The following is a 25,265-nucleotide window of genomic DNA, read 5'->3' as shown; positions in this document are numbered from 1 at the left end:
CCGCCGCGGATCACATCATCAACCAGGAGAACCGACATGGCAGCGGAGAGAGGCAGCGCGTTCCTGCTCAAGGTGGCGGACGGCGCGGGCGGCCATCGCACCGTCGCGGGGCTGCGCACCACGCAGCTCAGCGTCAACGGCGAGGCGGTCGCGATCACCAACAAGGATTCGGGCGGCTGGCGCGAACTGCTCTCCGGCGCGGGCGTGCGCTCGGTCAGCGTCGCCGCGGCGGGGATCTTCACCGGCTCCGCCGCGGAGGCGCGCGTGCGCGCCAGCGCGCTGGCGGGAACGCTCGACGACTATCGGCTCACCTTCGAGAGCGGCGAGGCGCTGGCCGGGCGCTTCCTCGTCACCAAGCTCGACTATGCCGGCGATTACAACGGCGAGCGCAGCTACACGCTGGCGCTGGAGAGCTCGGGCGCGGTGGTGGCGGCATGAGCGCGGCCGCGAACCCCGCGCCCGCCAATCCCGCGAGGGGCGAGGCGGCGATCCGCGTCGCGGGGGAGACCTTGGTGCTGCGCCCGAGCTTCGCCGCGCTGGTCGCCGCCGAGCAGGAGCTGGGGCCGCTGTTCGCGCTGGTCGAGCGCGCCGCGGCGGGGCAGCTCGCGCTGGCCGAGCTGGCGGCGCTGTTCTGGCACTGCCGCCACGACTGGCCCGCGGCGCTGACGCGCGACGCGCTCGGCGACGCGCTGGTGGCCCGCGGGCTCGCCGCCGCCACGCCGGCGTTCCACGCGCTGCTGCGCCAGGTGCTCGCGGGACGATGAGCGCGCCTGAGAGCGACGAGATGGCCGACGCCACCTTCGCGGCGGCGGCGACGCGGCTCGCCGGGCTGGCCGCGCTCGCGCTCGGCTGGCGCCCGGACGAATTCTGGCGCGCCACGCCCGCCGAGCTCGCCGCGCCGGGCGAAGCGCTCGCGCCCGAGCGACCCCCGCCCCCCGGCGCCGCGCTGCGCGCGCGCTTGCAGGAGATGTTCCCCGATGGATGAGGAGATCGAGCGGCTGGTGATCGGCGTGCGCGCCGACACCGCCGGGTTCGCGCGCGACCTCGACACGATGCGCGGCCAGGTCGAGGGCCCGTTCGCGCTCGGCGCCGCGCGCGCCGGGCGCGGGCTGGAGCACGCGCTGCTCGAGGCGGTGCGCAAGGGCAAGCTTGGGCTGGACGAGCTGCGCGGCGTGACGATGGGGGCGATGGACGCGGTGGCGCGCGCGGCGCTGCGCGATGGCGTCGCCAGCGTCACCGGCGGCGGCGGCGCGACCGGGCTGCTCACCGGATTGCTCGGCGGGCTGTTCGGACTGGGCCACGGCGGGGGCGGCGGGCGCGAGCGTGGCGCGCCGATGCCGTCCTTCCCGATCCAGCGAAGCGCCGGTGGGATCGACCTGCTGCGCGAGACCGCGGCGCCATCGCGCCGCGGCGACCTGCGGCTCGCCATCACGGTCAACGCGCACGCGGGCGAGGCGCCGCGCGCGCTGGAGCGATCGGCACGGCAGGTGGCGCGCGCGGTGCGCGCCGCGCTCGAGGAGGCGGAGTGATGCCCTATTGGCTCGCCACGCAGCGCGCCGAGCAGGCGACCGACTGGCTCACCCGCTTCGACCCGCGCTACTGGACGGTCAACTTCCCGCGCCCGATGATGGCGGCGGCGACCAACCCCGCGCCCGACGTGCTGCGCGTCGACGCGGTCTTCTACCGCCGCGATGATCTCGCCGGGATCATCTGGGAGAGCCTCGACCGCCACGACCATCCGTTGCTCGGCTACGACACCGCGCGCGACTATCGCGCCTGCCGGCTGCGCTTCCGCTGGCGCTCGGCGGGGGTGCGCGCGCTCGACCAGGTCGACGGGCCGACGCTGACGATCGAGGGGCGCGACGCCGCCGGGCAGGCGCGCGCCTGGTACGTGCGGCTGTGGAACTACGCCGAGGGCGCGCCCGAGGACGCCGAGGTGACGCTCGACTTCGCCGCGCTCGACGCCGGCTTCGCGCTGCCCGCCGACCGCGACCCGGTCTGGGCCGGCGACATCGACCGCCTGTTCGTCTCGCTGGTCGCGCCCGGCTACGACCACGCCGCCGCGCCGCTCGACACGCCGGCGGAGGGCTGGGCCGAGCTCAGCGGCATCACCGTCGACGGCGCGGGCGCGGTGCTGGCGATCGGCGACGTGGTGGTGCCCGCGCACGACCTGCGCGTGGCGAGCGGCTACGACGACCATTACCACCTCACCCCGGCGCGGCTGCTGCGCAACGCGCTCCAGCTCGGCTATCGCGGCGCGATCGACCATTATGTCGGGATGAGCCACTATTTCCGGCTCGAGGCGGTGGGCGGTGGCGCGGACACGCGCTGGCTGGTGAGCCGCCGCGGCGGCACGCTCAACGCGCCCTGCGCCGCCTGGCACGCCGATCTGGCGCGGCGCGCGGCGCGGCTCGGCTATGAGCTGATCTGGTCGCTCTCCTACGAGCTGCTCGACCGGCATTGCTGGGACGACTGGAAACAGCGCGCCGCCGATGGCGCCCCCGCGCTGACCGGCTGGGACCCACCCTCGACGCTGCTGTCGCCGACCCACGCGGGCGCGATGGACTATCTGCACGCGGTGGCGCGCGCCTTCGTCGCGATCGGCGTGGGCGCAGGGCTGGTACCGCGCTTCCAGGTCGGCGAGCCGTGGTGGTGGATCACCGCCGACGCGCGACCCTGCCTCTACGACGCGAGCGCGCGCGCCGCGCTCCAGCCGGTGGCGGTTCCCTCGCTGCGTGGCGCGTTCGACGCCGCGCAGCTCGCGACGCTCGACCGCGCCGCCGCCGCGCTGGCGCGCTCCACCGCCGCGCTGGTGGCGGCGGTGTGCGGCGACTGGCCGGAGTGCGTGACCTATCTGCTGATCTACCTGCCGACCCTGCTCGATCCCGCCATGCCGGGCGCGCGGCGGCTCAACCTGCCGAGCGACTGGGCCGCGCCCGCCTTCGACCGGCTCCAGCTCGAGGATTACGACTGGGTCACCGCGGGCGCGACCGGCGCGAGCGAGCGCGGTGCCGCGCTGGTGGGCGCGACGCTCGGCTACCCGGCGGAGCGGCAGGAGTATCTCGCCGGCTTCGTGCTGCGCGCCGACGACAGCGGCGAATGGGCGCCGATCCTCGCCGCGGCAGCGGCGGCGCGGCGGCGCGGCGTGGCGGCGCGCTACCTCTGGGCGCTGCCGCAGGTGCTGCGCGACGGGCTGGTCTACTGGCAGGGGGAGGATGACATGGACGCGTTCGACGACGTGCTGTTCCCGCTCGCGCTGGGGCGCGAGGCCGAGGTGGCGCCGGGCTTCTCCACCGCGGTGACGACCAGCGCGGGCGGGCACGAGACCCGCAACGTCGCCTGGGCCGAGGCGCGCACGCGCTACGATGTCGGCCCCGGCGTGCGCAGCGAGGCCGATATCGCGCTGCTGCTCGCTTTCTATCGCGCGCGCCAGGGGCCGGCGCGCGGCTTCCGGCTGCGCGACCCGTTCGACTGGCAGGCGCGCGAGGTCGTGCTGGGGCACGGCGACGGCGCGACGCGGCGCTTCGCGCTGGTGACGCGCTACGGCGCGGCGACGCGGCGGATCACGCGGCCGGTGGCGGGGAGCTTGCGCGTCGCAGTGGCGGGGGCGGCGACCGCGGCGTTCACGCTCGAGCCGCTCGGCATGATCGTGCTCGACGACGCGCCCGCGGCCGGCGCGGCGGTGACCGCGTCGTTCGACTTCGACGTGCCGGTGCGCTTCGCCGAGGACCGGCTGAGCGTCGCGCGCGCCACCTATCTGGCAGGCAGCGCACACAGCGTGCCGCTGGTGGAGCTGCGCGAGGCATGAGCGACCGGGTGCTGGCGCTGGCGCTGTGCTGGCGGCTCGAGCGGCGCGACGGCGTCACGCTGGCGCTGACCGCGCACGACCGCGACCTCGTCATCGACGGGCTGGTGTATCGCGCCGCGCCGCGGATGACGCCCTCCGCGGTGGCGCTGGGCAGCGGGCTCGACGCCGACACGATGGCGGCGGAGGGCGCCTTCACCGCCGCGGCGATCACCGCGCGCGACCTTGCCGACGGGCGCTGGGACGGCGCGCGCGTGGTCTGCTTGGCGATCGACTGGAGCGATCCGGGTGCCGCGCCGCTCCCGCTCGGCGAGGGGCGGATCGGCGCCGTGACCGCGCGCGACCGCGACTTCACCGCCGAGCTGAGCGGCGCGCAGGCGCGGCTCGACCGCCCCGCGGTGGAACTCACCGCCCCGACCTGCCGCGCCGAGCTGGGCGACCGCCGTTGCCGCGTGATGATGGCGGAGCGGCGGCGCTTCGCGCGCGTGGTCGCGGCGGAGGGAGTGGCGGTGACGCTCGACGCGGCGGAGCCGGTGGCGGGGGCCTTTGCGGGGGGCGTGCTGCGCTGGTTCGGCGGCGGCAACGCCGGGCTGGTGAGCGCGGTGGCGACCTCCGCGGGCGTGGGCGTGACGCTGGACGAAGCGCCGCCGCACGCGGTGGCGGCGGGGACGCTGGTGGAGCTTGTGGAGGGCTGCGACAAGAGGCTCGCGTCCTGCGCGGGGCGGTTCGGCAATTCGGTCAACTTCCGCGGCGAGCCCTATGTGCCAGGGAACGACCTGCTGACGCGCTATCCGGCGGGGTGAGGGGAGCTGGCGTGGCGGAGATCGGCGCAGAGGGAGATCCTCGCGGGATCGAGACCTCCTCAATCCTCCCCGGCACGGAGCGTCGGGTCGAGTCGTCCGCCGGACGATCCTTGACCATGCAGGACATGGTCAACCCGATGCTGGGAACCGCCGCGCGCAGCGCAGTCGCGGAGGGGGGCTTCCGCACTCGCGCCGGCCCGCTTGCGGAAGCCCCCCTCCGTCAGCGCTTCGCGCTGCCACCTCCCCGCTCGCGGGGAGGATCTTGCGTCCTCGCCGCCGCGCGCTCGCTGATCGGCGTGCGCTTCCGCGCGCAGGGGCGTGACCCGGCGCTCGGGCTCGACTGCGTCGGGCTGGTCGCGGTGGCGCTCGCGCGCGCCGGGGCCGAGGTGACGCTGCCGCGCGACTATCGCCTGCGCCGCGGCACGCTGCCGCCGCTCGCGCTGCCGCCCGGGCTGGTCGCGTGCGACGGCGCGCGGCCGGGCGACGTGCTGCTGCTGCGCGTCTCGCCGGCGCAGCTCCACCTCGCGCTGCGAGCCGAGCGCGGCCTCCTCCACGCCGACAACGTCGCCGGCCGCGTGGTGGAGCGCCCGGGCGAGGCGCCGTGGCCGCTGGTGGCGGCGTGGCGCTGGCGCGGGTGAGCGGGGCTGGTCGCACGCGACAGGGTTCCCCGGCAAAGGCCGGGGCTCAGGTGGGGGACGATGCTGGCAGGCCGAGGCGTTCCGCCGCCATCGACCCACCCGCTGTCCGCCGGGACAGAGCGCCGGGAGCGGCGCTTCGTCCGGGATCCGCCCGGCGAGCGAGGTCGCGCGGTTCCGGTCCCGTGAGCGACCACCCCGGCGGACGCCGCGGTCCAGCTGGGTAACGTCCGCGAACCTCACGCCGGCCTTCCCAGCTGGGCCCCGGCCTTCGCCGGGGCACGAGGCGCCCCCAACGTCGCGCGCCAACCGCATCACCATGGAGACGCACCCGCATGGCCACGCTCGTCCTCTCCACGCTCGGCCGCGCGGTCGGCGGGCCGATCGGCGGCGCGATCGGCGGGCTGCTCGGGCACCAGCTCGACCGTGTGCTGTTCGCGCCGCGCCACCGCGCCGGGCCGCGGCTGGCCGAGCCGCGCGTGCAGAGCGCCGCCTACGCCACGCCGCTGCCGCTGCTGTTCGGCGTGACCCGGGTGGGCGGCACCCTGCTGTGGTCGACCGAACCCGCCCCCGCCGCTCACGCCGCGCACGGCAAGAGCGGGCGCGGCGGGGGCGCGGGCTACACCGCGTCCTTCGCGGTGGCGCTGTCGGCGCGCGCGATCGTCGACGTGCGGCGCATCTGGGCCGACGGCCAGCTGCTGCGCGGTGCCGCGGGCGACTGGAAGAGCGCTACCGACTTCCGCCTCTACCATGGTACCGAGGACCAGCTGCCCGACCCGCTGATCGCCGCGCACGCGCCCGACGCGCCCGCGTTCCGCGGCATCGCCTATGCGGTGTTCGAGCAGCTTCAGCTCGCCGACTTCGGCGGGCGCGTACCGATGCTGTCATTCGAGGTGGTCGCCGACGCGGCGCCGGTGCGCGTCGGCGACGTCGCGCGCGCGATCGGGGCTGGCGCCATCGTCGGCCCCGGCCCCGACGCCACCGTCGACGGCTATGCCGCCAGCGGCGATAGCGTCGCGGGCGCGCTGGCGCCGCTGGCGAGCCTCACCGGCGGCTGGTTCGTCGCGGTGCCCGGCGGGGTCGCGCTCGCCGACCGCTGCGACGCGACGCTCGCCCTCGACGACCCGATCGCGCGCGCGACGCTGCGCCGCCCGGTCGAGACCGCGCCGCGCGCCGTGACGGTGGCGTATTACGACGCCGCGCGCGACTATCAGGTCGGCGCCCAGCACGCGCGGCGCGGCGGCGCGGGCTGGCGCGAGGAGACGGTGGAGCTGCCCGCGACGGTCTCCGCCGCGCGCGCCGCCGCGCTGGCGCGCGACACGCTGCGTCGCGCCGAGCGCGCGCGCGTGTCGTGCACGGTGACGCTCGACGCGCGCGCGCTGGCGGCGCGGCCCGGCGTCGCGGTGCGGATCGACGGCGAGGCGGCGGTGTGGCGGGTGACGCGCGCGCGCTACGAGCAGCACGCGGTGACGCTCGAGCTCGCCGCGCTCGACGATGCGCCCATCGAGGCGGCGCCGGCCGACGCGGGAGCGGCGCGGTGCGCGCCCGACGTCGCGGTCGGCGCGACCCTGCTCGAGCTCGCCGAGCTGCCGCCGCTCGACGACACCGCGCCCGCGGTAGAAGGCGTGACGGTGTTCACCGCGGGCACCGCGCCGGGCTGGCGCCGCGCCGCGCTGCTGGTGAGCGACGACGCCGGGGCGAGCTGGAGCGCGGCGGGCGACACCGCGCCGGCGGCGGTGATCGGCGCGCTGGCGTCGCCGCTCGCGCACGCGCCGGGGACGCTGGTGGACCGCGCCAACACGATCGAGCTGCTGCTCGCGCATGACGACATGGCGCTGGAATCGTGCGGCCCGCGCGCGCTCGACCGCGGTGCCAACCTCGCCCTGGTCGGCGACGAGCTGGTGCAGTTCGCCGACGCGCGCCAGCTCGCGCCGCGGCGCTGGCGCCTCGCCACGCTGCTGCGCGCGCGCCGCGGCACCGCGGCGGCGGCCTGGCCCGCGGGCGCGCGCTTCGTGCTGGTGGAGCGCGCGAGCAGCGTCGTTGTGGCGCCGCCGGGCGCGCGCGCGGGCGACACGCTGCGCCTGCTCGCCGCGTGGGCGGGCGACGCCGCGCCGGTGGGCGCCGAGCGCGTGCTCGACGGCAGCGCGCTGGCACCGCCCGCGCCGGTGCACCTGCGCGCGCGCGCCACGGCGGACGGGGCGACGCTGCTGCGCTGGGTGCGCCGCAGCCGATATGGCTGGCGCTGGGACGAGGCCCCGGTGCCGCTCGGGGAGGAGCGCGAGCTGTATGTCGTGACGCTCGACGACGTGCGCCGAGTCACGGTGGCGGCGCCGGCGCTGCTGCTGCCGGCGGGGCACGGCGTGCGCCGCGTGGCGGTTCGGCAACAGGGCACGCTGGCGCTCTCGCGCGCGGCGGAGCTGGTGCTGAGAGGGTAAGAAGGTGTGATCGCGCAGGGCGGCGGCGGCGCAGCGGGGGTGCGCGCGGCCCGTCGGCTGGCGCCCCTCACGGCCTCGATGCGACGGCGCTGGAGCGCGGGCGCCGGCTCGTCCCGGCTTCGCGTCAGCACCGCTCGGCCACCACAAGGCAAGCAGGAGACGTTCGATGAGCGACGACACGACCGCGCGGCTGGCGCTGCCGCTGCTGGTGAGCGGCCAGGCGCACAAGGAGGAGACGCACAACGAGGCGCTCGCGCTGATCGACCTCGCGCTGTGCTGCGCGGTGGAGGCGAGCGGCGTCGACGCGCCACCCGAGGCGCCGCTGCCGGGGCAGTGCTGGATCGTCGGCGCCGCGCCGCGCGGCGCCTGGGCGGGGCAGGCGGGCGCGTTCACCGGATGGACCGGCGCGGGCTGGCAGTTCGTCGCGCCGCGCGAGGGGCTGCGCGCCTGGGACCGAGCGCGCCAGTGCGTCCTCGCCTACACCGCCGCGGGGTGGGAGAGCGGCGTCATGCGCGCCGCGCGCGTGCTGGTCGACGGGCAGCAGGTGGTCGGCGCGCGCGCGGCCGCGATCGCCGATCCGGGGCAAGGCGAGGGCGACCAAGTGGCGCGCGCCTGTCTCGCCAACATCCTGGCAGCACTGCGTGCACACGGACTTATCGCGTCGTGAGCATCGGCGGTGGTGTTGTAATCGCGCAACAGCACTCGGGATTTGTCAGCTTGTTCGGAAACCAACTAGCCGATAGTGAGTTTGCGCTGTCCGTAGTGACACCATGGAAAGGGGATTATGATGCGTAAGCTTGCCATGATCATGGCGCTTGCCTCCACCGCCCTCGCCACGCCCGCGCTCGCGCGCGACAAGGCGTGGTACGTAGGCGTGGAAGGCGGCGCGATGATCGTCGAGGATATCGATTGGGATATCGCTGGCTCGACCACCTCGCTGACCGGCACCGGTACGACGGATTCCAAGTACGGCTGGGACGTCGACGGGATCATCGGTTATGACTTCGGCGCGTTCCGCCTCGAGACCGAGGTCGGCTACCGTCGCGCGTCGGTCGACAGCTTCCGGACCACCGCTGGCGTGCCGATCAGCGGCACCGCGCAGCTGCCGGCGGGCACCTATGACAATGTCGGCGGCCGCACCTCGGCGCTGAGCTTCATGGTCAACGGTCTGCTCGACTTCGGTGAGGACGACGGCCTGCAGGGCTTCGTCGGCGGCGGCGCCGGCGTGGCGCGGGTCCAGGCGCGCCTGAACCCGAGCAACTCGTACACGCTGCTCGACGACTCGGACACGGTGTTCGCCTGGCAGGCGCTCGCGGGTATCCGCGCGCCGCTCAGCGATCACCTCGACGTCTCGCTGAAGTATCGCTTCTTCAACGCGGACAACGTCGAGCTGTTCGACGCGCGCGGCAGCTCGTACGACGGTCGCTTCCGGTCGCACAGCCTGCTCGGCGGCGTGACCTACAACTTCGGCGCACCGGAGGAGGCTGCTCCGCCGCCGCCGCCGCCGCCGCCGCCGCCGCCGCCTCCGCCCCCGCCGCCGCCGCCGCCGCCTGAGGTGGTCTGCTCGCCGGGTCCGTTCATCGTGTTCTTCGAGTGGGACAAGTCGGACATCACCCCGGAGGCCGCGTCGATCCTCGACAACGCCGTCACCCAGTATCAGAACTGCCAGAACGCGCAGGTCATGCTGGCGGGTCACGCCGACCGTTCGGGTTCGGCCAAGTACAACGTGGGGCTGTCGCAGCGCCGCGCGGACTCGGTCAAGGCGTACCTGACCTCGAAGGCGATCCCGGAGAACGTGATCAGCACCGAGGCGTTCGGCGAGAGCCGCCCGCGCGTCGACACCGCCGACGGTGTCCGCGAGGTGCAGAACCGCCGCGTGGAGATCACCTACGGTCCGGGTGCGGGCCAGTAAGGTCGATCGCTACGGCGAACGAGATGGGGAGGTCGGCGCGAGCCGGCCTCCCTTTTTCGTTAAGATCAGGGCTAGGCGCCAGTCCGCTACGTCCTGTTGTTCCGACCGGTCGTTGCGGTGAAGAGGACCGGCGACATGGTCCCTTGAGCAGGCCCTTGCGCGCAACGAGCCGTCGCCCTCCACGTGGCGAGCGTCGCGGCTACCGGATACCACCAGTCCTCGGGCGGTCAGGCGCGACAGGCGGATTCCCGGCGCCGTCGAGCGTGATGCTCGAACGAAACGACCGCAGAGGCGCGTGGGTCGCTCCTGCTGGTAAGGGCCACGCGGTATCCCGCTATCGCTGTTCTGTACTCCTGCGCACGCAGAGGCCGAGGATGTCGCGCCTGATCCAGCATTGCTCTGCTTGGTCCGGGGTGCCGGCATTCGCCGGAACACACTGACGCGGCGCGCAGGTCGAGTTCCCTCGCGATGATGTCGCCGAGCGAAGGTGTCAGTCTGCAGCGCCGACGAGGAGCGCCGCTGCCGCCAGACACGTCAGCCGCGATGTCTCTCCTCAATAAGGCGCGCACTTGCGGCGGCGGGCGTGGCCCTTGGGGGTGAGCACGAGATGGCCGAGACGTTCGCGCACGAGCCCCTCGCGCATCATCATTCCGATCGTGTCGGGGTGCTGGCTCCGCGAGACGATGAGGCTGCTGCCCGCGCTGCGCGCGGTCCAGAGGATCTGTTCGAGCTGCTCGGCCATGGATTGGCCGAGAACGTCCACGTTCATCATTTCACCCCCACGGGCGCTCGGGCGATCTTGCTGATTTATTCTATCGCAAGAAGCCCCTAGTCAGAACCGATTCGCCGATGTTCGCGGCAGATCATTAACCCAATTCGACGAAGATAAGGTTAATAGATTCGACAAGAACGCCGTGGGACGAGCGAGTCGAGCGACGGATCGAGCCGCGGACGCCACCGCGCGGGGCGGTGGCGCCAAGTCGAGCATGGATCAGAAGCGGGTGCGCAGAGTCACGCCATAGGTGCGCGGCTCGGCCAGGAACGACGAGAACAGTTGATTGCCGACGCCGCCGAAGCTGCGCACCTGCTCGAGGCTGCCCGCGCCCTGGAACGGCGTGTTGAACGCCACCTGCTGATAATCGGTGTTGAGCAGGTTCTGTGCCCAGACCTCGACCGCCCAGCGCTCGTCGCGCCCGCGCAGCCCGACGCGCGCGTTGACCAAGGTGAAGCCGTCCTGGATCTTCTCGGCGAACAGATCCGAGCCAGTGTTATAGTCCGACGACGTGCGCTGATCGACGTAGAACAACGCGCTCATCCCACTGTCACCGATCGGCGGCGTCCAGCTCAGCGACGTCGTGATCACGTTCCGCGGTGCGTTCGAGATCTGTGCGCCCGAGAGCAGGAACAACGCCGGGTCGAGCGCCGCGCCCGCGTCCGAGCCGACCAGATTGCGGCGATATTTGGTCTCGGCCAGCGTATAGCCCATCGCGAAGGCGAGATGCTCGACCGGATAGATCCCGGCCTCCAGCTCGACGCCCTGGCTGCGCACGCCGTACTTGACGTCGCCGGTGCAGACGCCGGTCGTCGCGCTGGAGTCGCGGTCGGCACCGTTCAGGCTTTCCGAGCAGGAGCCGATATTCTCGACGACATAGTTGGTGCCGTTGAAGGTGTTGAGCTGGAAGTTCTTGAACTCCGAGCGGAACGCCGCGGCATTGAAGGTGAAGGTGCGGCTCGAATATTTAAAGCCGACCTCATAGGCGTTGACCGTCTCCGGATCGAAGCGCAGCCGCCCCGCGTCGATATTGGCGATCGTCGCGGGATTATAGGCGTCGCCCAGGTCGGAGCGGTCGAGGTTGTAGCCGCCCGCCTTGTAGCCGCGCGAGTAGCTGGCATAGGTCATCAGCCGGTCGCTCGGTTTCCAGCTCAGCACCGCGGTGCCGGTGAACTGGCTCTCGCTGAAATCGTCCGCGATCTGGCGGCCGTTGAGCGCGGCCGAGCTGTTGCCGGTGCAGGCGAGCGTGGCGATGCCGCGGGTGAGCGCGGCGAGTTGCGCGTTGTTGAAGAGGTTGCCCGCGGGGCCGGCGCCGAGCAGGGTCTGGATCTGCGGGCAGACGGTGTTGTTGTTGCCGAAGCTGGCATCGAACTTCTTGCGCTCGTGCGTCCAGCGCAGGCCGCCGGTGAGCGAGAGCGTGTCGCTCAGCTTGAAGATGTTATGCGTGAACAGCGCGAAGCTCTGGCTGTCCTGGTTGTAGACGTCGCGCGTGGTGCCGAGGTCGTTGAGCGTGCCCAGCAGGCGGATGTTGGCGAGCAGCAGCGGCGTCGCGGCGCCGAACGCCGGGGTCGTCCCGGGCACCTGCCCCGAGAGGATCGCGGTGCCGGCGGCGCTGAGGCAGCCGGGATTGGCGGGGTTGCGCAGCGCGGCATTGGGGTTGATCGTGGCAACGATGCGGCACGCCGCGAAGGCACCATAGTCGCGGCCGAACTTGAGGTTGTCGACGACCTGCAGGTCTTCCTTGCTGTAGAAGCCGCCGATCAACCAGTTGAGCCGGTCGCCGAAGGCCTCGCCGTTGAGCCGCAACTCTTGGGTGAAGGTGTGGAACTGGCGGTAGTTGTTGCCGTCGTTCGGACGATAGCCGATGTCGAGCACGTTATAGTCGATGTCGCTCGCGCCGTCCGACTTGTACTCGCGATAGGCGGTGATCGAGGTGAGCGAGGCGCCGCCCAGGTTCCAGTCGATCTGGCCCGAGCCGCCATAGTCCTTGGTCACGTTCGAATAGGCGCGCCCCGGCGTGTTGGCGATGCGGCGGCTGTACGGGTCGCTCCCGCTCGGGAAGACCGAGCCCGCGGGATAACCGCGCAGCGCGGCGAGCGAGGTCATCACGCTGACGATACGGTTACCGGCCGGGTTGATGGCATAGTCGCCGGGGGTGCCGGGCGTGGGGTCGATCTTCTCGCGCGTGTCGACATAGACCGCGCCGCAGCATTTCTCGTCGCGGCGGGTGTAGTCGCCGATTAGCCGCAGCGAGAAATTGGACGAGGGCTCGAGCAGCAGTTGGCCGCGGACGAAATAGCGGTCACGGTTGTTGAAATCGGTGTCGTTGGCGACGTCCTGGTAGAAGCCGTCGCGCTTCTGCCACACGCCGTCGACGCGAAAGGCGAGCACGTCCTTGATGATCGGGCCGGTCAGCGCCCCTGCCGCGCGCCAGAAGTCGTAATTGCCGTAGGTGCCCTCGGCATAGCCGCCGAAGTCGAACGACGGCGCCTTGGTGTAGATGTTGATCGCGCCCGCCGAGGAGTTGCGCCCCGACAGCGTGCCCTGCGGCCCGCGCAGCACCTCGATCCGGTCGACCTCGCCGAGGTCGTTGAGGCCCGAGCCGGTGCGGCTGCGGTAGACGCCGTCGATGAACACCGCCACCGAGCTCTCCAGCCCGGGGTTGTCGCCGACCGTGCCGACGCCGCGGACGCGCGCCGAGGCGTTGGCCTCCGATCCGGTGGAGGAGACGTTGAGCGAGGGGGCGAGCTGCGCCATCTGACGGATATCGGTCGCGCCCGAATTCTGCAGTGCCTGCTGGCTCACCGCGTTGATCGAGATCGGCACGTCGGCGAGCCGCTCGGAGCGGCGGGTGGCGGTGACGACGATGTCGTTGGCGTTGAGCTCGCGCGTGTCGCCGGCCTGGTTCGATGCGGTGTCGCTCTGCCCGTCGACGGCGGCATTGCTGGTCACCGGGCTGGCCTGCTGTGCCAGCGCGGGCGCCGCGACGATCATCGCGGCCGACGACAAGAGGATGTTGCTCAGTCGCATGGCGGTCCCTCTCCCAAGGTCCTGTTATCCCGACCCTCGTTTTCGAAGGTTCGGTATTGGGGAGAGATTAGCGCACGCCTAAGGTTCGTCTAGCGCTTTCGTGCCCGGCGTGGTGATTTTCAATATCGGGTGTGGAGCGCGCGCAACGCCGCGGCGGCGCGACGCTACGGAATGCAGGCGGGCCGCGGCGCGTGGCCGCGGCCCGATCGGCTCACTTGGGCGCGAGCACCATCAGCATCTGCCGGCCTTCCATGCGCGGATAGGCCTCGACCTTAGCGACCTCGGCGACCTGCTCGGCGACGCGCTGGAGCACGTTCATGCCGAGCTGGCCGTGGCTCAGCTCGCGGCCGCGGAAGCGCATCGTGACCTTGACCTTGTCGCCCTCGCCGATGAACTCCGCCACCTTCTTCATCTTGGTGTCGTAATCGTGATCGTCGATGTTGGGACGCATCTTGATCTCTTTGATCTCCTGCGTCTTCTGCGACTTGCGTGCGAGGTTCGCCTTTTTCTGCGCCTCGTACTTGAACTTGCCGACGTCGAGGAACTTGGCGACGGGCGGATCAGCGTTGGGCGACACCTCGACGAGATCGAGCCCGACCTCGCGCGCCTGCTCCATCGCCTCGCGCGTGTACATCACGCCGAGGTTCTCGCCCTCGTGGTCGATCACGCGGACCTTGGGGCTCTGGATCCACTCGTTGAAGCGGGGCCCGTTCATCGGAGGCGCCTGCATCGGCCGGCGCATCATGGGGGGAGGTATAGGTAAATCTCCGTTGGCTGTTCTGCCGGCCAATATAAGGGAGAATGCGCGCTTTTAGAAGGGGCGGCGAGTCATCGCGGCGGCTGGCGGTGCGCGGGGGCGTCGAGCAGGCTGCGCGTGGCGCGATCGCGGTTGTCGATCTCGGCGCGCGCCGAGTCGGACAGGCCCCCGCCGGCGGCGTAGCGCGCGCCGATCGCGGCGTTGACGTCCACCTCGGCCTCGGCGCGGCGGGCATCCCCGCGGGACAGGCGACCGGCGCGCCGCTCGCGCGTGATGCTGTCGCGCGTGGTGGAGAGATCGGGCGCCACGCCCGAGTCGGGGCGTGGCTTCGGCGCGATCGGTCCGGGACGCTGCGCCGCGGCGGGAGCGGCGAGGAGGAGTGGCAGGAGGAGCAGAAGGGCGGAGCGCATCGACGTTTCTCCCAAGATCGGAACGGCTGCTCCAACCAACACCCCCACACGGGTCAGCCCGTGCCCGCCCGCCTCAGCGCAGGTCGGGCGGAGTCGCCTCCCCGCGCAGCATCGCCACCGCCTCCTCGAGCGTCAGCGCCTCCTGCGCCTGGCTGCCGAGCCGGCGCAGCGCGACCTTGCGCTCCTCCGCCTCGCGCTTGCCGACCACCAGCAGCACCGGCACCTTCGCCACCGAATGCTCGCGCACCTTGTAGTTGATCTTCTCGTTGCGCGTGTCGGTCTCCACCCGGATCCCGGCCGCGCGCAGCGCCGCCGCCACCTCGGCGGCGTAATCGTCCGCGTCGGAGACGATCGTCGCCACCACCGCCTGCACCGGTGCCAGCCACAGCGGGAAGCGCCCGGCGTGGTGCTCGATCAGGATGCCGATGAAGCGCTCGAACGTGCCGAGGATCGCGCGGTGGAGCATCACCGGGCGGTGGCGCTGGCCGTCCTCGCCGACGTAGCTGGCGTCCAGCCGCTCGGGCAGCACGCGGTCCGACTGGATCGTGCCGACCTGCCACGTCCGCCCGATCGCGTCGGTGAGGTGGAACTCGAGCTTGGGGGCGTAGAAGGCGCCCTCGCCGGGCAGCTCCTCGAACCTCGCCTTGATCGCGTCCGACAGCCCCGAGGCATGCACCGCGTCGCGCAGCTCCTGCTCGGACGTGTCCCACATCGCGTCGTCGCCGAAGCGCTTGTCGGGGCGCAGCGCCAGCTTCACCGCATAATCCTCGAAGCCGAGGTCGCGGTAGACGCTGTCGAGCAGCTCGCAGAACTTGCGCACTTCCTCGACCAGCTGGTCCTCGCGCACGAAGATATGCGCGTCGTCCTGGGTGAACTGGCGCACGCGCATGATGCCGTGGAGCGCGCCGTGCGGCTCGTTGCGGTGGCAGCAGCCGAACTCGGCCATGCGGATCGGCAGGTCGCGGTAGCTCTTGATGCCCTGCTTGAAGATCAGCACGTGCGCCGGGCAGTTCATCGGCTTGAGCGCCATCAGGTCGCCCTCGCCCGACAGCACCGGCCCCTCTTCCTCAACGTTGGGGATCTCGTCGGGGACGACGAACATGTTCTCGCGATACTTGCCCCAGTGGCCCGACTGCTCCCACTGGCGCGAGTCCATCAGCTGCGGCGTCTTCACCTCGGCGTAATCGGCGGCGTCGAGACGGCGGCGCATATAGGCCTCGAGCTGGCGCCACAGCACGAAGCCCTTGGGGTGCCAGAACACCGAACCCTGCGCCTCGGCCTGGAGGTGGAACAGGTCCATGTCCTGGCCGATGCGGCGATGGTCGCGCTTGGCCGCCTCCTCCAGCATGTGGAGGTGCGCGTCGAGCTGCTTCTTGTTGAGCCAGCCGGTGCCGTAGATGCGGCTGAGCATCGCGTTCTTCTGGTCGCCGCGCCAATATGCGCCCGAGACGCGCGTCAGCTTGAACGCCTGCGGGTCGAGCCGCCCGGTCGTGGGCATGTGCGGGCCGCGGCACATGTCGAGCCACTGGCCCTGGCGATAGATCGTCAGCTCCTCGTGATCGGGCAGCTCGGCGGCCCATTCGGCCTTGAAGGTCTCGCCCTGCCGCTGCCACGTCTCGATCAGCTGCTCGCGCGTCCATACCTCGCGCGTGAACGGCTCGTTGCGCGCGATGATGCGGCGCATCTCCTCCTCGATCGCGGGCAGGTCCTCGTCGGTGAACGGGCGCTCCTTCGGCGCGAAGTCGTAGTAGAAGCCGTCGTCGGTGGCGGGGCCGAAGGTGATCTGCGTGCCCGGGAAGAGATGCTGCACCGCCTCGGCGAGCACGTGCGCCAGATCGTGCCGCGCCAGCTCGAGCGCCTCGGCCTCGTCGCGCTGCGTCACCAGCGCCAGCGTTGAATCCTGCGTCAGCGGGCGCGAGAGGTCGCGCAGCTCGCCGTCGACTCGCGCCGCGATCGCGGCCTTGGCCAGCCCGGGCCCGATCGCGGCGGCGATCGCCGCGGGCGTGGTGCCCGGCTCCACCTCGCGGACCGAACCGTCGGGCAGCGTGATCGAGAGCATGTCCATGGAGTATCTTCCTGCGAGAACCGTGGGGCACGCCCTAAGGCGCGCGTGGAGCGACGAAAAGGGGGAGCCTGCCCGGCGTGGCGCGGGCGGCGGGGCGCGTCAGCGGGTGACGCGCGCGCCGGCCGTGGGCCGCGCCGGGATGCTAGTAGTGAGCCGGGCCGTGCGCATGATGGCGCCGATATAGCGGCGCGCGCGGCGCGGCGCCAGCTTGGGCTTATCCGCGGCGGGCGCGTCCCTATATCCTGTGGATGCCCGTGGACGTCTCGGCCAACCCGCATTTCTACCTGCTGCTCGGCGCCCTGCTGGTGGCGGCGATCGTGGCGCGGCGCGTGCCGCTGCTGCGCACCTTGGTGAGCCTGGCGGTGTGGGGCGGGCTGGCGGTGCTGCTCTATACGGTGATGGTGGAGCGCGAGCGCTTCGACCCCTGGCTCGGCCGCGTCGCCGCCGCGCTCGACGTCGAGAGCCAGCAGGTCTCGGGCAGCGAGACGCGGGTCAAGATGAGCCCCGACGGTCATTTCTACGTGCGCGCGCGGCTCGGCCCGCCGGGGGCGACGGTGGAGCGGCGGCTGCTGGTCGACAGCGGCGCAACGATCACCGCGCTGTCGCCCGCTACCGCGGCGGCGGCGGGGGTGGAGGTGCGGCCGGCGACCTTCCCGCTGCTGCTCAAGACCGCCAACGGCACGATCCGCGCCGACACGGGGGCGCTCGCCGAGCTGCGCTTCGGCAACGTGGTAGCGCGCGACCTCGCGGTGGTGGTGTCGCCCGCCTTCGGCGACGTCGACGTGGTGGGGATGAACTTCCTGTCGCGGCTGAGCGCGTGGCGGGTCGAGGGACGCACGCTGATCCTCACGCCGCACCACCCTCAGGAGGCGTAGGGGGGGCGGAGGCGGAGGCGGGCGGTGATTCGACGGTGAGAATGGTCCCTGTCGCCCAACACTGACCGTCACCCCGGCGGAAGCCGGGGTCCAGTTGGGGGACGTCAGTAAGTCCCACGACGGCCTACCCATCTGAGCCCCGGCCTCCGCCGGGGCGACGGTGTGGGGGAAACCGCCCCTCGACACACCGACCGCCTAGGCTCGCGCCGTCCCCTTCCCCACGCTGACCCACCGCGGCGATCGCGCGTCATCGTCGATTGCCTTGTTGGAGAATGTTGCTCAGATGTTCTCGCCGCGTCAGCAGAGCGGGGCGGCACGATGAACATGGAGCGGGCATGGATACCGGCGGGGGTGAGCCCCGCTGAACGACGGCGCTTATTCTCGATCTGGATACGGACGGGGCGGATCCCGACCCACCGCGACGACGGCGTCGAGCTGAAGTTCAACCCCTGGCACGACCCGCGCGACGGTCGCTTCACGTCCGGGCCGGGCGGCGAGGCGGCGGCGCGCGACGGACCGTCGGAACGAGTAGGTGAGGGCGGCGGCGGCGCGGGAGAGGGCGGCGGCGTCGTCCGCTCGGACGGCGTCTACCGGCCGGGTGAGCCGGGGCCGACGCTGATCCCGATCGGCGCGCCGGAGCCGCCCGAGACGCGCGGCGGCAACATCCGCGCCTTCGAGGATCCGATGACGCTGGATGAGCTGCCGATCCTGCGTGACACGCCGGCCGGTGCCTTGCTGGCGCCGTTGGACGGCTTCCTGAACATAACAGGCCCTGGCGCAGAGATCCGTACCGCCCTCATGCGCGCGCAGGCGGACAAGATTCTCGCGGACATTAAGGCGCTGGATCCGAACTTCGTTTACCAATCGTTCCAGTTCCCGTCCACCGAGGCGGGTCAGCGACGCCTCATCGATGACCTTCGCTTCAATCGGGCTGTTGTTATGATGCGTGTCAAAGGTGATCTTGGGCCGTTGCGAGTCGAGGCTGTCCGAACAATGCAGCAGATCGCTGATGACGCCTATGTCGACGGTAGTGCGAGACTTGCGGCTTCTGCTCTGCCGGTCCGGCTTCACGAGCGGGAGGCCTTAGGCAATTTTATCGATCAAGAAGTCCGTAGGGGCTTAAGACGACGGTTCAACGCCGCTGGAGTGGTAACGTCCGGAGGTGCGCAGATCGCCGTAAACAGAAGAGAGTATCTAAGCGAAGGATCGGGCTTTCGTATTCCTGATCTTCGCATCGGTGATGTATTTTTTGATGTTTCGCTGTCAGAAAAAAGGATGAGTGACAGTCAGGTGCGTCAATTCTTTGAGGGTAGGTCGAGGCCTTCTGCGGTTGTCATCGTCAGGCCTCAGCAGGAAGGCGGTAGTTACATCATAAGGAGGGCAAAGTGATGATCGAGGAAGAAGAGAATATTGTTTATAGAAGCTCTATTACCAATCCTCAGCCTTATGTGCCGCAAGCGCTGAGCGAGATCGAGGATCAGCTTGGATCGATGATGCTCAAATCGCCTCACTTCAAAGACACGACCGGGTATTTTCCAGACACGAGCCTCGAGTCGAACTTTTTCGAGCTTAATAGTGGCCTAGACCGTATGCGCGAGAAGCTCGGGGAGGATGTTCACGGCAAGGCAATCGAGCTGTCAGGCCGCGCGAAGGCGTTGTTTTTACAAGCACCAGATATTGGCAGCGAGAAGACGAGGGAAGGCAATCGGCTGCTCGACGAGATCGATCAGCTGATCAACGCGGTGCGACGCCACCGCTACGAGAGCGGTCTCAAGGACGATGACGGCGAGGTGACCGGCGACTGACGGTCTGCTGTGGCGAGCGGCTGGCGGGATGCCGAATGGACGGCACGTCCGACCGGCAGGTTTAAAGATCTCGCGCTACGGGGGTTTGCCATTTGCAGTCGCGATTGTCAGGGCAACGCAGGAGGGGTAATGCCTCCCGGAGGGAAGCTGCAGAATGAACGACGCGGAGGAAGAAGATTACTTCTTTAGCAGTTCTATCACTAAGCCGAGGCCATATATCCAGAAACGCTTGGTGAGATTTACGACCAGCTCGGGGCGATGGTATTGCACGTCTCCAGAAAGTTCAAAAAGAAAACCGGCTACTTTCCGGAAACGTTCCTCGAGGCGGACTTCTATGAGTTGAACAATGGCCTGGAGCTCGTGCGAGAGAAGCGGGGCGAGGACAATTACGCCAAGGCGATCGACATGTCCGCGCGGGCCAAGGCGCTGTTCGAAGCCGATCCCGATATGAAGACGGGGCAAGCCGAAGAGGGGATCGTGCTGCTCGACGAGATCAGCGACCTGATCAGGGACGCTCGGCGCCGACGGGTCAGGGCGAAGCTGAAGGATGACCTGGGCGAGGTGAGCGGCGACTGACGCGCGACGAGCGCCGGCGATCGGTCGGGAACCGGTAGCTGGAGGAGGGGCGAGTTGGACGGCCCGCGGTGCCTTCCACAGGCACCTCCCCACCTGGGTCCCGGCCTGCGCCGGGGAACAGGAGGCACTACGCCGCCCTTTGCCGCCCCCTACCGCCGCGGCACCGGCGCGGGCGCGTCCTCCAGCGCCTTCATCTCGGCGCGCACGTCCTCGGCGCGCCGGCGGTCGATCAGCTTCTCCACCGCATTCTGGTCGCGCCTGGCCGATCGGGTGACCTCGCCGCTGCGCTCGGCGTGCTGCTCGGCCATGCGGACGCGGTTCACCGCCGCCTCGGCCGAGCGCTGCAGCCGCTCGCGGAAATGCGCCGCGGCGGCGAGGTTGACCGCGCCGGTCGCCGCGGTCGGCACCGGCGCCACCGCGTCGACCAGCTGGCCGATGCGGTGCGCCAGCTGAGTCTCGCTCGTCAGCTGCGCCCGCGCGCGCGCCTCGTCGGCGCGCGCCAGCCCGAGCTGGAGCGTGCGCACGCGGTGCAGCCGCTTGAGCCGCGCGGCGTCAGCCATCGCCGAACACGCCGACCAGCTCGGCCGCGGCGTCCGCCAGCGGCACCACCTGCGACGTCTCCTGGCGGATGAACTCGGTGATCGCGGGGTAATAGGCGATGGCATTGTCGATCGCGGCGTCGCTGCCCGAGCGATAGGCGCCCATCAGCACCAGGTCGCGGTTCTCCTCGTAGGTGGCGAGATGGCGGCGCAGCGCGCGCGCGGCCTGCTGGTGCTCGGCGGGCACGATGTCGTTCATCACGCGGCTGATCGACTTGGAGACGTCGATCGCGGGATAGACCGCGCGCTCCGCCATCGCGCGGCTCAGCACGATATGCCCGTCGAGGATCGAGCGCGCCGAGTCGACCACGGGATCGTTGCCGTCGTCGCCGTCGGCCAGCACGGTGTAGATGCCGGTGATCGAGCCGCCGGTGTTCACGTCCGAGCCGGCACGCTCCAGCAGGTTGGGCAGCATCGCGATGGCGGAGGGCGGATAGCCGCGCGCCGAGGCGGGCTCGCCCAGCGCCAGCCCGATCTCGCGCCCGGCGTGCGCCACGCGGGTGAGCGAGTCGATGATCAGCAGCACCTTCTTGCCCTCGGCGCGAAAGGCTTCGGCGATCGCGGTGGCGCGCAGCGCGCCGCGGATGCGCAGCACCGGCGAGTGGTTGGCGGGCACCGCCACGACCACCGCGCGCTGCCGCGCCTCGCCCGCCACCTTGGTCTCGAGGAAATCGGCGACCTCGCGCGAGCGCTCGCCGATCAGCCCGATCACGATCACGTCGGCCTGCGCCGCGCGCACCATCATGCCGAGCAGCACCGACTTGCCGACGCCCGAGCCCGCCATGATGCCGACGCGCTGGCCCTGGCCGACGGTGAGCAGCCCGTTGATCGCGCGCACGCCGACGTCGAGCGGGGCGAGCACGCGACCGCGGTCGAGCGGCGACTGCATGTGCCCCGCGAGCGGCCAGCGTCCGGCGCCGCGGATCGGGCCGAGCCCGTCGATCGGGACGCCCGAGCCGTCGACCACGCGCCCCAGCAGCGCTGCGCCGACCTCGGCCTCGCCCGGCGGGCCGAGCGGGCGCACCGGCGCGTTGGGCAGCAGCGCGGCGGGGCCGCCCAGGTTCATCATCAGCGTGCGGCCGTTGCGGAAGCCGATCACCTCGGCCTCGACCTGCGCGGTGCCCGCGGCGCCGATGCGGCACACGGTGCCGACCGGCAGCGACAGCCCCACCGCCTCCATCAGCAGCCCGTCGTAGGACGACAGCCGCCCCGAGACCTTGGCGGCGAAGCGCGGCGCGGCCTCGGCCAGCGTGGCGAGGTAATCGTCGGCGAAGCGGTTCAGCACGCGGGCACCGCCGCGCGCTCGATCGCCGCCGTCAGCTGCTCCATCCACAGCGCGGGGCCGTCCTCGACGATCGTCGAGGCCGCTTCCATGACGAAGCTGCCGCGCGCCACCGCGGCGTCGCCGACCGGGAAGATCGTGTCGGGCAGCAACCCGGCGAGCAGCGCGACGTCCTCCGGGTTGACCCGCAGCATCGCCGACTCGCTCGCGTCGGCGAGCAGGTCGACCGCGGCCTCGACGCGCGCGGCGAGCAGCGGGCCGGAGACGCCGGTCTCGCCCACCACCGCGGTGACGAGCGTCAGCACGGTACGGCGCAGCGTCTCGGCCAGTGCGGCGCGGTCGATCGCGCCGCCGCCGCGCAGCTGCGCGGCGACGCCGTCGAGCAAGGCGCGGTCGCGCGCCGCCTCGGCCTGCGCGGCGTGGGTAGCGGCGGCGAAGCCCTCCTCATAACCCTCCGAGCGCGCGGCCTCGACCTGCTCGAGGCAGGGCAGCGGCTGCCCCGCGGGGTCGAGCATGTCCCAGCCCGCGGTCGGGTCGCTCGCCGGATCGGCCGGCGCGAAATGGCGCGGCTGCTCGGCGGTTGCGGCCGTCTCGGGCGGGCGCGCGCCGAACGCCTGCTCGATCCGCGCGATCAGGTCGGCGGGGGTGAAGCCGCCGGTGGACTCGGACTGCGCGCGCGCGCGCGTGGTGGCGGCCGCGTCGGCACGTGCCGGCAGCCCGATGACGAACGTCGCCTCAGACATAATCGTCGTCACCTGCCCCCATGTTGATCGTACCGTCCTTGGCGAGGTTGCGCGCGATCTGGATGATCACCTTCTGCGCCTCGAGCACCTCGCTCAGCTTCATCGGGCCGCGCGCCTCCATGTCGTCGCGGATGCCGTCGGCGGCGCGCGCCGACATGCAGCCGAGGATGCGGTTGCGCGCCGCCTCGTCCACGCCCTTGAGCGCGCGCGTCAGCGTGTCGCCGTCGACGTTGCGGATCAGCGTGCCCAGCGACTTGTCGTCGAGCTCCAGCAGATTGTCGAAGACGAACATCGCCTCCTCGATCTGGCGCGCGATGTCGCGGTCCATCTTGAGCAGCTTGGGCATGACGCGCTGCTCGGTCGCCTTGCGCGCGCCCTGCAGGATCTTGGCCGCCTCGCGCGCGCCGCCGAGCTGGAGCCCGCCGACCGGGCCGCCGCCGCTGCCGCCGCCGCCGCTGCGCGACGCGATCAGCGTGCGCAGCGTCTCGACCGCCTCGGGCGTGATCGGGCCGAGCTTGGCGATGCGGTGGAGGATGTCGGGCTGGACCGCCTCGGGCAGCAGCTCGAGCACCTGGCCGCCGACCGCGGGGTCGAGGTTGGCGATCAGCACCGCGGCGATCTGCGGGTGTTCCTTGTCGAGCATCGTCGCGATCTCGCTGGCGTCGAGCCAGTCGAGCAGGTCGATCTCGCACACCGCCTCGGGCGGGGTGATCTGCGCCAGCACGCTCTCGGCCTTCTCGCGGCCGAGCGCGCGGGTCATCACGGCCTCCACCTTGGGACCGGGGTTGAAGGTGATGCCGGTGCGCTCGCGCGCGCGCCCGACGAAATCGTCGAGCACCAGCTCCACCTCCTGCTCGCTGACGTCGGCCACCGCGAACATCGCGCTGCCCAATTTGCGGACTTCCTCGGGATCGAGCTTCTGGAGGATCGCGGCGGCTTCCTCCTCCCCGACGAGCATCATCAGCACCGCGGCGCGCTCGACGCCGGTGAAGGTGCGCGGGGCAGCGGCGACCGCGCTCACGACTTGGCCTCGGCGGTGATCATGTCACGCACCGCCAGCGCCGCGCGCGCGGGATTGTCGCGGGTGAAGCCGCGCACCGCGCCGATCCGCTCCTCGTAGCTGCGGCTGGTCTCGATCTGGTCGAGGCTGACCGGCGGCGCCACCGCGATGCCGGCCTCGCCCATCAGCGGCTGCCCGTCGGCGCCGACCAGCGGCTGGCCGTCCTCGCCGAGCAGCGGGGCACCCGAGGTGGAGGCCTGCGCCGCGAGCGCCGCGGGGCTGGCGTCCTCGCGCTTCTTCATCAGCGCCTTGGCGATCGGGCGCACGCCGAGCAGCAGCACCAGCAGCGCGATGATCAGCGCGGTGACGTTGCGCGCCAGCACCGGCAGCCAGGCATTGTCGTACCACTTGGGCGCGTCGTTCGCGTCGGTGGCGTCGGCGAACTTGCGGCTGATCACCGTGACATTGTCGTTGCGGGTCTGGTCGAAGCCCACCGCGCTCTTTACCAGATCGTTGATCTGGTTGATCTCCATCGCGTTGCGCTTGCCCTTCTCCGGGTCGCGCAGCAGCACCGCGACCGACAGGCGCTTGATGTTGCCCGGCGCCGCGCGGGTGACCGAGACCTCCTTGTTGAGGTCATAGGCGCGCTGGAACGAGTCGGTCTGCTTGGCCGGGTCGGGCGCGGGCCCGCCGGCCACGGGCTGTGGCTGCGGGGTGCCGGGCGCGCCGGTGGCGGGCTGCGGCGTCGACAGCTGCGAGGCCGGCGGCGGCGTGTTGCTCAGCGCGCCGGGGATGCCCGCGGGCGCCTGGCCGCTCGCCATGTTGCCGGTCCAGTTGCCGGTCTCGGCGCGCAGGCGGCCGTCCTTGTCATAGCTCTCGCGCGTCGCGCTGGTCTCGTCGAGGTTGACGTCGGCCTGCACCTCGGCGGTGAAATTCCCCGCACCGACCAGCGGGGTGAGCAGCTGGATCAGCTGCTGGCGATACTTGTCCTCGACGCGGCGCTGGAACTCGATGCGCTTGTCGTTGGCGGCGTCGGCACCGTCGCCCGACTTGGTGAGCAGGCCGCCGAGCTGGTCGACCACGGTGACCGAATCGGGCTTCATCCCCGGCACCGACGAGGCGACCAGGTTGACGATCGAGCTGACCTGCGCGTCGCTCAGCGAGCGCCCGCCCTGTAGCTTGAGCACCACCGAGGCGGAGGGCGCGGCATTGTCGCGCACGAACACGCTGGCCTCGGGCATGGCGAGGTGGACACGCGCCTCGGCGACCGAGTCGATCTCCTGGATCGAGCGGGCGAGCTCGGTCTCGCGCGCCTGGCGCAGCCGCTCGCCCTCGACCGCGCGGCTGACGCCCATCGGCAGCTGGTCGAGGATCGCGTAGCCGCCCGGCGCCGCCTTGGGCAGGCCTTGGCCGGCGAGCAGCATCCGCGCCTTGCTGAAATCCTCCTCGTTGACGGTCAGCGCGTCCGACGAGGAATCGACGTGGCTGGTGATGTTGGCGGCGCTGAGCGCGCTGGTCACCGCGGCCTTGTCCGAGTCGGGCAGACCGGAGAACAGCACCTTCTGCGGCGGGGTCGACAGCGCCGACCAGGCCAGGCCGGCGGCGCCGATCAGACCGACCATCAGCGCCATCGGGCCGGCGCGGCGCACCGCGGGCTGCGCGAACACGCCCTGGATCTGGCGCAGCGGGTTGGCGAACTTCTCCGGCACCAGCGTGATCGCGGCGGGGTTCTGCGGCGAGGGGGTGAGAGCGTTGCTCATA

24 protein-coding genes are annotated in these 25,265 nt (G+C 71.4%); 14 read left to right on the top strand and 10 right to left on the bottom strand.

The features are described from left to right. Positions 1–36: 36 nt before the first annotated feature. The 10 genes from FHY03_RS03445 (at position 37) to FHY03_RS03400 (ending at position 9,590) form a co-directional block, all read left to right on the top strand. Entirely contained in the window at positions 37–438 is a 402-nt protein-coding gene (locus tag FHY03_RS03445; RefSeq protein WP_183921855.1) for a phage major tail protein, TP901-1 family, read from the top strand. Further along, positions 435–764: a GTA-gp10 family protein gene (locus tag FHY03_RS03440; RefSeq protein ID WP_183928743.1), complete on the top strand. Its 330-nt coding sequence runs from the start codon at positions 435–437 to the stop codon at positions 762–764. Before FHY03_RS03445 ends, FHY03_RS03440 begins: the two co-directional genes overlap by 4 nt. Further along, a complete protein-coding gene (locus FHY03_RS03435) occupies positions 761–985 on the top strand; it encodes a phage tail assembly chaperone (protein ID WP_260158631.1) in 225 nt (74 codons plus the stop codon). The genes FHY03_RS03440 and FHY03_RS03435 overlap by 4 nt, the downstream gene beginning before the upstream one ends. After that, complete coding sequence (locus FHY03_RS03430; protein WP_183928741.1) at positions 978–1,529, top strand: tail tape measure protein; 552 nt, start codon at positions 978–980, stop codon at positions 1,527–1,529. The genes FHY03_RS03435 and FHY03_RS03430 overlap by 8 nt, the downstream gene beginning before the upstream one ends. Beyond that, positions 1,529–3,808 (top strand): DUF2460 domain-containing protein, encoded by a 2,280-nt coding sequence (locus tag FHY03_RS03425; RefSeq protein WP_183928739.1) that lies wholly within the window; start codon positions 1,529–1,531, stop codon positions 3,806–3,808. Before FHY03_RS03430 ends, FHY03_RS03425 begins: the two co-directional genes overlap by 1 nt. Next, positions 3,805–4,608 carry a DUF2163 domain-containing protein gene (locus tag FHY03_RS03420; RefSeq protein ID WP_183928737.1) on the top strand — a complete coding sequence of 268 codons (804 nt, stop codon included), beginning with the start codon at positions 3,805–3,807 and terminating at the stop codon, positions 4,606–4,608. Before FHY03_RS03425 ends, FHY03_RS03420 begins: the two co-directional genes overlap by 4 nt. 110 nt (positions 4,609–4,718) lie before the next feature. Continuing rightward, positions 4,719–5,246, top strand: a complete 528-nt coding sequence (locus FHY03_RS03415) for a C40 family peptidase (RefSeq protein ID WP_260158630.1) — start codon at positions 4,719–4,721, stop codon at positions 5,244–5,246. Positions 5,247–5,578: 332 nt separating this feature from the next. Beyond that, a complete protein-coding gene (locus FHY03_RS03410) occupies positions 5,579–7,678 on the top strand; it encodes a phage tail protein (RefSeq protein ID WP_183928735.1) in 2,100 nt (699 codons plus the stop codon). A gap of 166 nt (positions 7,679–7,844) precedes the next feature. Beyond that, entirely contained in the window at positions 7,845–8,345 is a 501-nt protein-coding gene (locus tag FHY03_RS03405) for a DUF2793 domain-containing protein (protein ID WP_183928733.1), read from the top strand. 120 nt (positions 8,346–8,465) lie between these two features. Then, complete coding sequence (locus FHY03_RS03400) at positions 8,466–9,590, top strand: OmpA family protein (RefSeq protein WP_183921848.1); 1,125 nt, start codon at positions 8,466–8,468, stop codon at positions 9,588–9,590. A gap of 553 nt (positions 9,591–10,143) precedes the next feature. Here FHY03_RS03400 and FHY03_RS03395 read toward each other — a convergent pair. From FHY03_RS03395 to thrS, 5 genes are all read right to left on the bottom strand, one after another. After that, positions 10,144–10,332: a hypothetical protein gene (locus tag FHY03_RS03395; RefSeq protein WP_183921847.1), complete on the bottom strand. Its 189-nt coding sequence runs from the start codon at positions 10,330–10,332 to the stop codon at positions 10,144–10,146. A gap of 249 nt (positions 10,333–10,581) precedes the next feature. Continuing rightward, a complete protein-coding gene (locus FHY03_RS03390) occupies positions 10,582–13,392 on the bottom strand; it encodes a TonB-dependent receptor (RefSeq protein WP_183928731.1) in 2,811 nt (936 codons plus the stop codon). A 211-nt stretch (positions 13,393–13,603) separates the two neighbouring features. After that, positions 13,604–14,137, bottom strand: a complete 534-nt coding sequence (gene infC / locus FHY03_RS03385) for a translation initiation factor IF-3 (protein ID WP_183921845.1) — start codon at positions 14,135–14,137, stop codon at positions 13,604–13,606. Between the two features lie 83 nt (positions 14,138–14,220). Continuing rightward, complete coding sequence (locus tag FHY03_RS03380) at positions 14,221–14,559, bottom strand: hypothetical protein (RefSeq protein WP_183928729.1); 339 nt, start codon at positions 14,557–14,559, stop codon at positions 14,221–14,223. Positions 14,560–14,632: 73 nt separating this feature from the next. Beyond that, entirely contained in the window at positions 14,633–16,618 is a 1,986-nt protein-coding gene (gene thrS / locus FHY03_RS03375; RefSeq protein ID WP_183929253.1) for a threonine--tRNA ligase, read from the bottom strand. A gap of 254 nt (positions 16,619–16,872) precedes the next feature. Here thrS and FHY03_RS03370 point away from each other — a divergent pair, with 254 nt between their 5' ends. The 4 genes from FHY03_RS03370 to FHY03_RS03355 all read left to right on the top strand — a co-directional run bounded on the left by FHY03_RS03370 (position 16,873) and on the right by FHY03_RS03355 (position 19,880). Further along, positions 16,873–17,499 (top strand): TIGR02281 family clan AA aspartic protease, encoded by a 627-nt coding sequence (locus tag FHY03_RS03370; RefSeq protein WP_183921843.1) that lies wholly within the window; start codon positions 16,873–16,875, stop codon positions 17,497–17,499. A 318-nt stretch (positions 17,500–17,817) separates the two neighbouring features. After that, on the top strand, positions 17,818–18,888 hold the full coding sequence (locus FHY03_RS03365; RefSeq protein ID WP_183928727.1) for a hypothetical protein: 1,071 nt from the start codon (positions 17,818–17,820) through the stop codon (positions 18,886–18,888). Beyond that, positions 18,888–19,304, top strand: coding sequence for a hypothetical protein (locus FHY03_RS03360; RefSeq protein WP_183928725.1), 417 nt, complete (start codon positions 18,888–18,890; stop codon positions 19,302–19,304). Before FHY03_RS03365 ends, FHY03_RS03360 begins: the two co-directional genes overlap by 1 nt. Positions 19,305–19,562: 258 nt before the next feature. After that, complete coding sequence (locus tag FHY03_RS03355) at positions 19,563–19,880, top strand: hypothetical protein (protein ID WP_221189956.1); 318 nt, start codon at positions 19,563–19,565, stop codon at positions 19,878–19,880. 149 nt (positions 19,881–20,029) lie between these two features. Here the strand turns inward: FHY03_RS03355 and FHY03_RS03350 are convergent, their stop codons facing one another. The 5 genes from FHY03_RS03350 to fliF are packed head-to-tail and all read right to left on the bottom strand — an operon-like array spanning position 20,030 to position 25,264. Beyond that, entirely contained in the window at positions 20,030–20,440 is a 411-nt protein-coding gene (locus tag FHY03_RS03350) for a hypothetical protein (RefSeq protein ID WP_183928723.1), read from the bottom strand. Beyond that, a complete protein-coding gene (locus tag FHY03_RS03345) occupies positions 20,433–21,764 on the bottom strand; it encodes a FliI/YscN family ATPase (protein ID WP_183928721.1) in 1,332 nt (443 codons plus the stop codon). The genes FHY03_RS03350 and FHY03_RS03345 overlap by 8 nt, the downstream gene beginning before the upstream one ends. Beyond that, a complete protein-coding gene (locus tag FHY03_RS03340; protein WP_183928719.1) occupies positions 21,758–22,504 on the bottom strand; it encodes a flagellar biosynthesis protein FliH in 747 nt (248 codons plus the stop codon). Before FHY03_RS03340 ends, FHY03_RS03345 begins: the two co-directional genes overlap by 7 nt. Next, a complete protein-coding gene (gene fliG / locus FHY03_RS03335; RefSeq protein ID WP_311721295.1) occupies positions 22,497–23,525 on the bottom strand; it encodes a flagellar motor switch protein FliG in 1,029 nt (342 codons plus the stop codon). Before fliG ends, FHY03_RS03340 begins: the two co-directional genes overlap by 8 nt. Beyond that, complete coding sequence (fliF, locus tag FHY03_RS03330; protein WP_183928717.1) at positions 23,522–25,264, bottom strand: flagellar basal-body MS-ring/collar protein FliF; 1,743 nt, start codon at positions 25,262–25,264, stop codon at positions 23,522–23,524. The genes fliG and fliF overlap by 4 nt, the downstream gene beginning before the upstream one ends. Position 25,265: the final 1 nt, after the last annotated feature.

It is taken from the genome of Sphingomonas sp. BK345, assembly GCF_014193845.1.
Lineage (GTDB): Bacteria > Pseudomonadota > Alphaproteobacteria > Sphingomonadales > Sphingomonadaceae > Sphingomonas.
Note: the sequence above shows the minus strand (reverse complement) of the source record. Positions and strands in the feature narration are given on the sequence as shown.

Bases quoted from the DNA above. Each gene is read 5' to 3' on its own strand.
- FHY03_RS03395 (WP_183921847.1), bottom strand. From the start codon at position 10,332: ATGGCCGAGCAGCTCGAACAGATCCTCTGGACCGCGCGCAGCGCGGGC.
- FHY03_RS03445 (WP_183921855.1), top strand. From the start codon at position 37: ATGGCAGCGGAGAGAGGCAGCGCGTTCCTGCTCAAGGTGGCGGACGGC.
- FHY03_RS03430 (WP_183928741.1), top strand. From the start codon at position 978: ATGGATGAGGAGATCGAGCGGCTGGTGATCGGCGTGCGCGCCGACACC.
- FHY03_RS03360 (WP_183928725.1), top strand. From the start codon at position 18,888: ATGATCGAGGAAGAAGAGAATATTGTTTATAGAAGCTCTATTACCAAT.
- FHY03_RS03435 (WP_260158631.1), top strand. From the start codon at position 761: ATGAGCGCGCCTGAGAGCGACGAGATGGCCGACGCCACCTTCGCGGCG.
- infC (WP_183921845.1), bottom strand. From the start codon at position 14,137: ATGATGCGCCGGCCGATGCAGGCGCCTCCGATGAACGGGCCCCGCTTC.
- FHY03_RS03365 (WP_183928727.1), top strand. From the start codon at position 17,818: ATGAACATGGAGCGGGCATGGATACCGGCGGGGGTGAGCCCCGCTGAA.
- FHY03_RS03425 (WP_183928739.1), top strand. From the start codon at position 1,529: ATGCCCTATTGGCTCGCCACGCAGCGCGCCGAGCAGGCGACCGACTGG.
- fliF (WP_183928717.1), bottom strand. From the start codon at position 25,264: ATGAGCAACGCTCTCACCCCCTCGCCGCAGAACCCCGCCGCGATCACG.
- FHY03_RS03410 (WP_183928735.1), top strand. From the start codon at position 5,579: ATGGCCACGCTCGTCCTCTCCACGCTCGGCCGCGCGGTCGGCGGGCCG.
- FHY03_RS03400 (WP_183921848.1), top strand. From the start codon at position 8,466: ATGCGTAAGCTTGCCATGATCATGGCGCTTGCCTCCACCGCCCTCGCC.
- FHY03_RS03380 (WP_183928729.1), bottom strand. From the start codon at position 14,559: ATGCGCTCCGCCCTTCTGCTCCTCCTGCCACTCCTCCTCGCCGCTCCC.
- FHY03_RS03350 (WP_183928723.1), bottom strand. From the start codon at position 20,440: ATGGCTGACGCCGCGCGGCTCAAGCGGCTGCACCGCGTGCGCACGCTC.
- FHY03_RS03340 (WP_183928719.1), bottom strand. From the start codon at position 22,504: ATGTCTGAGGCGACGTTCGTCATCGGGCTGCCGGCACGTGCCGACGCG.
- FHY03_RS03405 (WP_183928733.1), top strand. From the start codon at position 7,845: ATGAGCGACGACACGACCGCGCGGCTGGCGCTGCCGCTGCTGGTGAGC.
- FHY03_RS03440 (WP_183928743.1), top strand. From the start codon at position 435: ATGAGCGCGGCCGCGAACCCCGCGCCCGCCAATCCCGCGAGGGGCGAG.
- FHY03_RS03370 (WP_183921843.1), top strand. From the start codon at position 16,873: ATGCCCGTGGACGTCTCGGCCAACCCGCATTTCTACCTGCTGCTCGGC.
- FHY03_RS03420 (WP_183928737.1), top strand. From the start codon at position 3,805: ATGAGCGACCGGGTGCTGGCGCTGGCGCTGTGCTGGCGGCTCGAGCGG.
- FHY03_RS03390 (WP_183928731.1), bottom strand. From the start codon at position 13,392: ATGCGACTGAGCAACATCCTCTTGTCGTCGGCCGCGATGATCGTCGCG.
- FHY03_RS03355 (WP_221189956.1), top strand. From the start codon at position 19,563: ATGGTATTGCACGTCTCCAGAAAGTTCAAAAAGAAAACCGGCTACTTT.
- thrS (WP_183929253.1), bottom strand. From the start codon at position 16,618: ATGCTCTCGATCACGCTGCCCGACGGTTCGGTCCGCGAGGTGGAGCCG.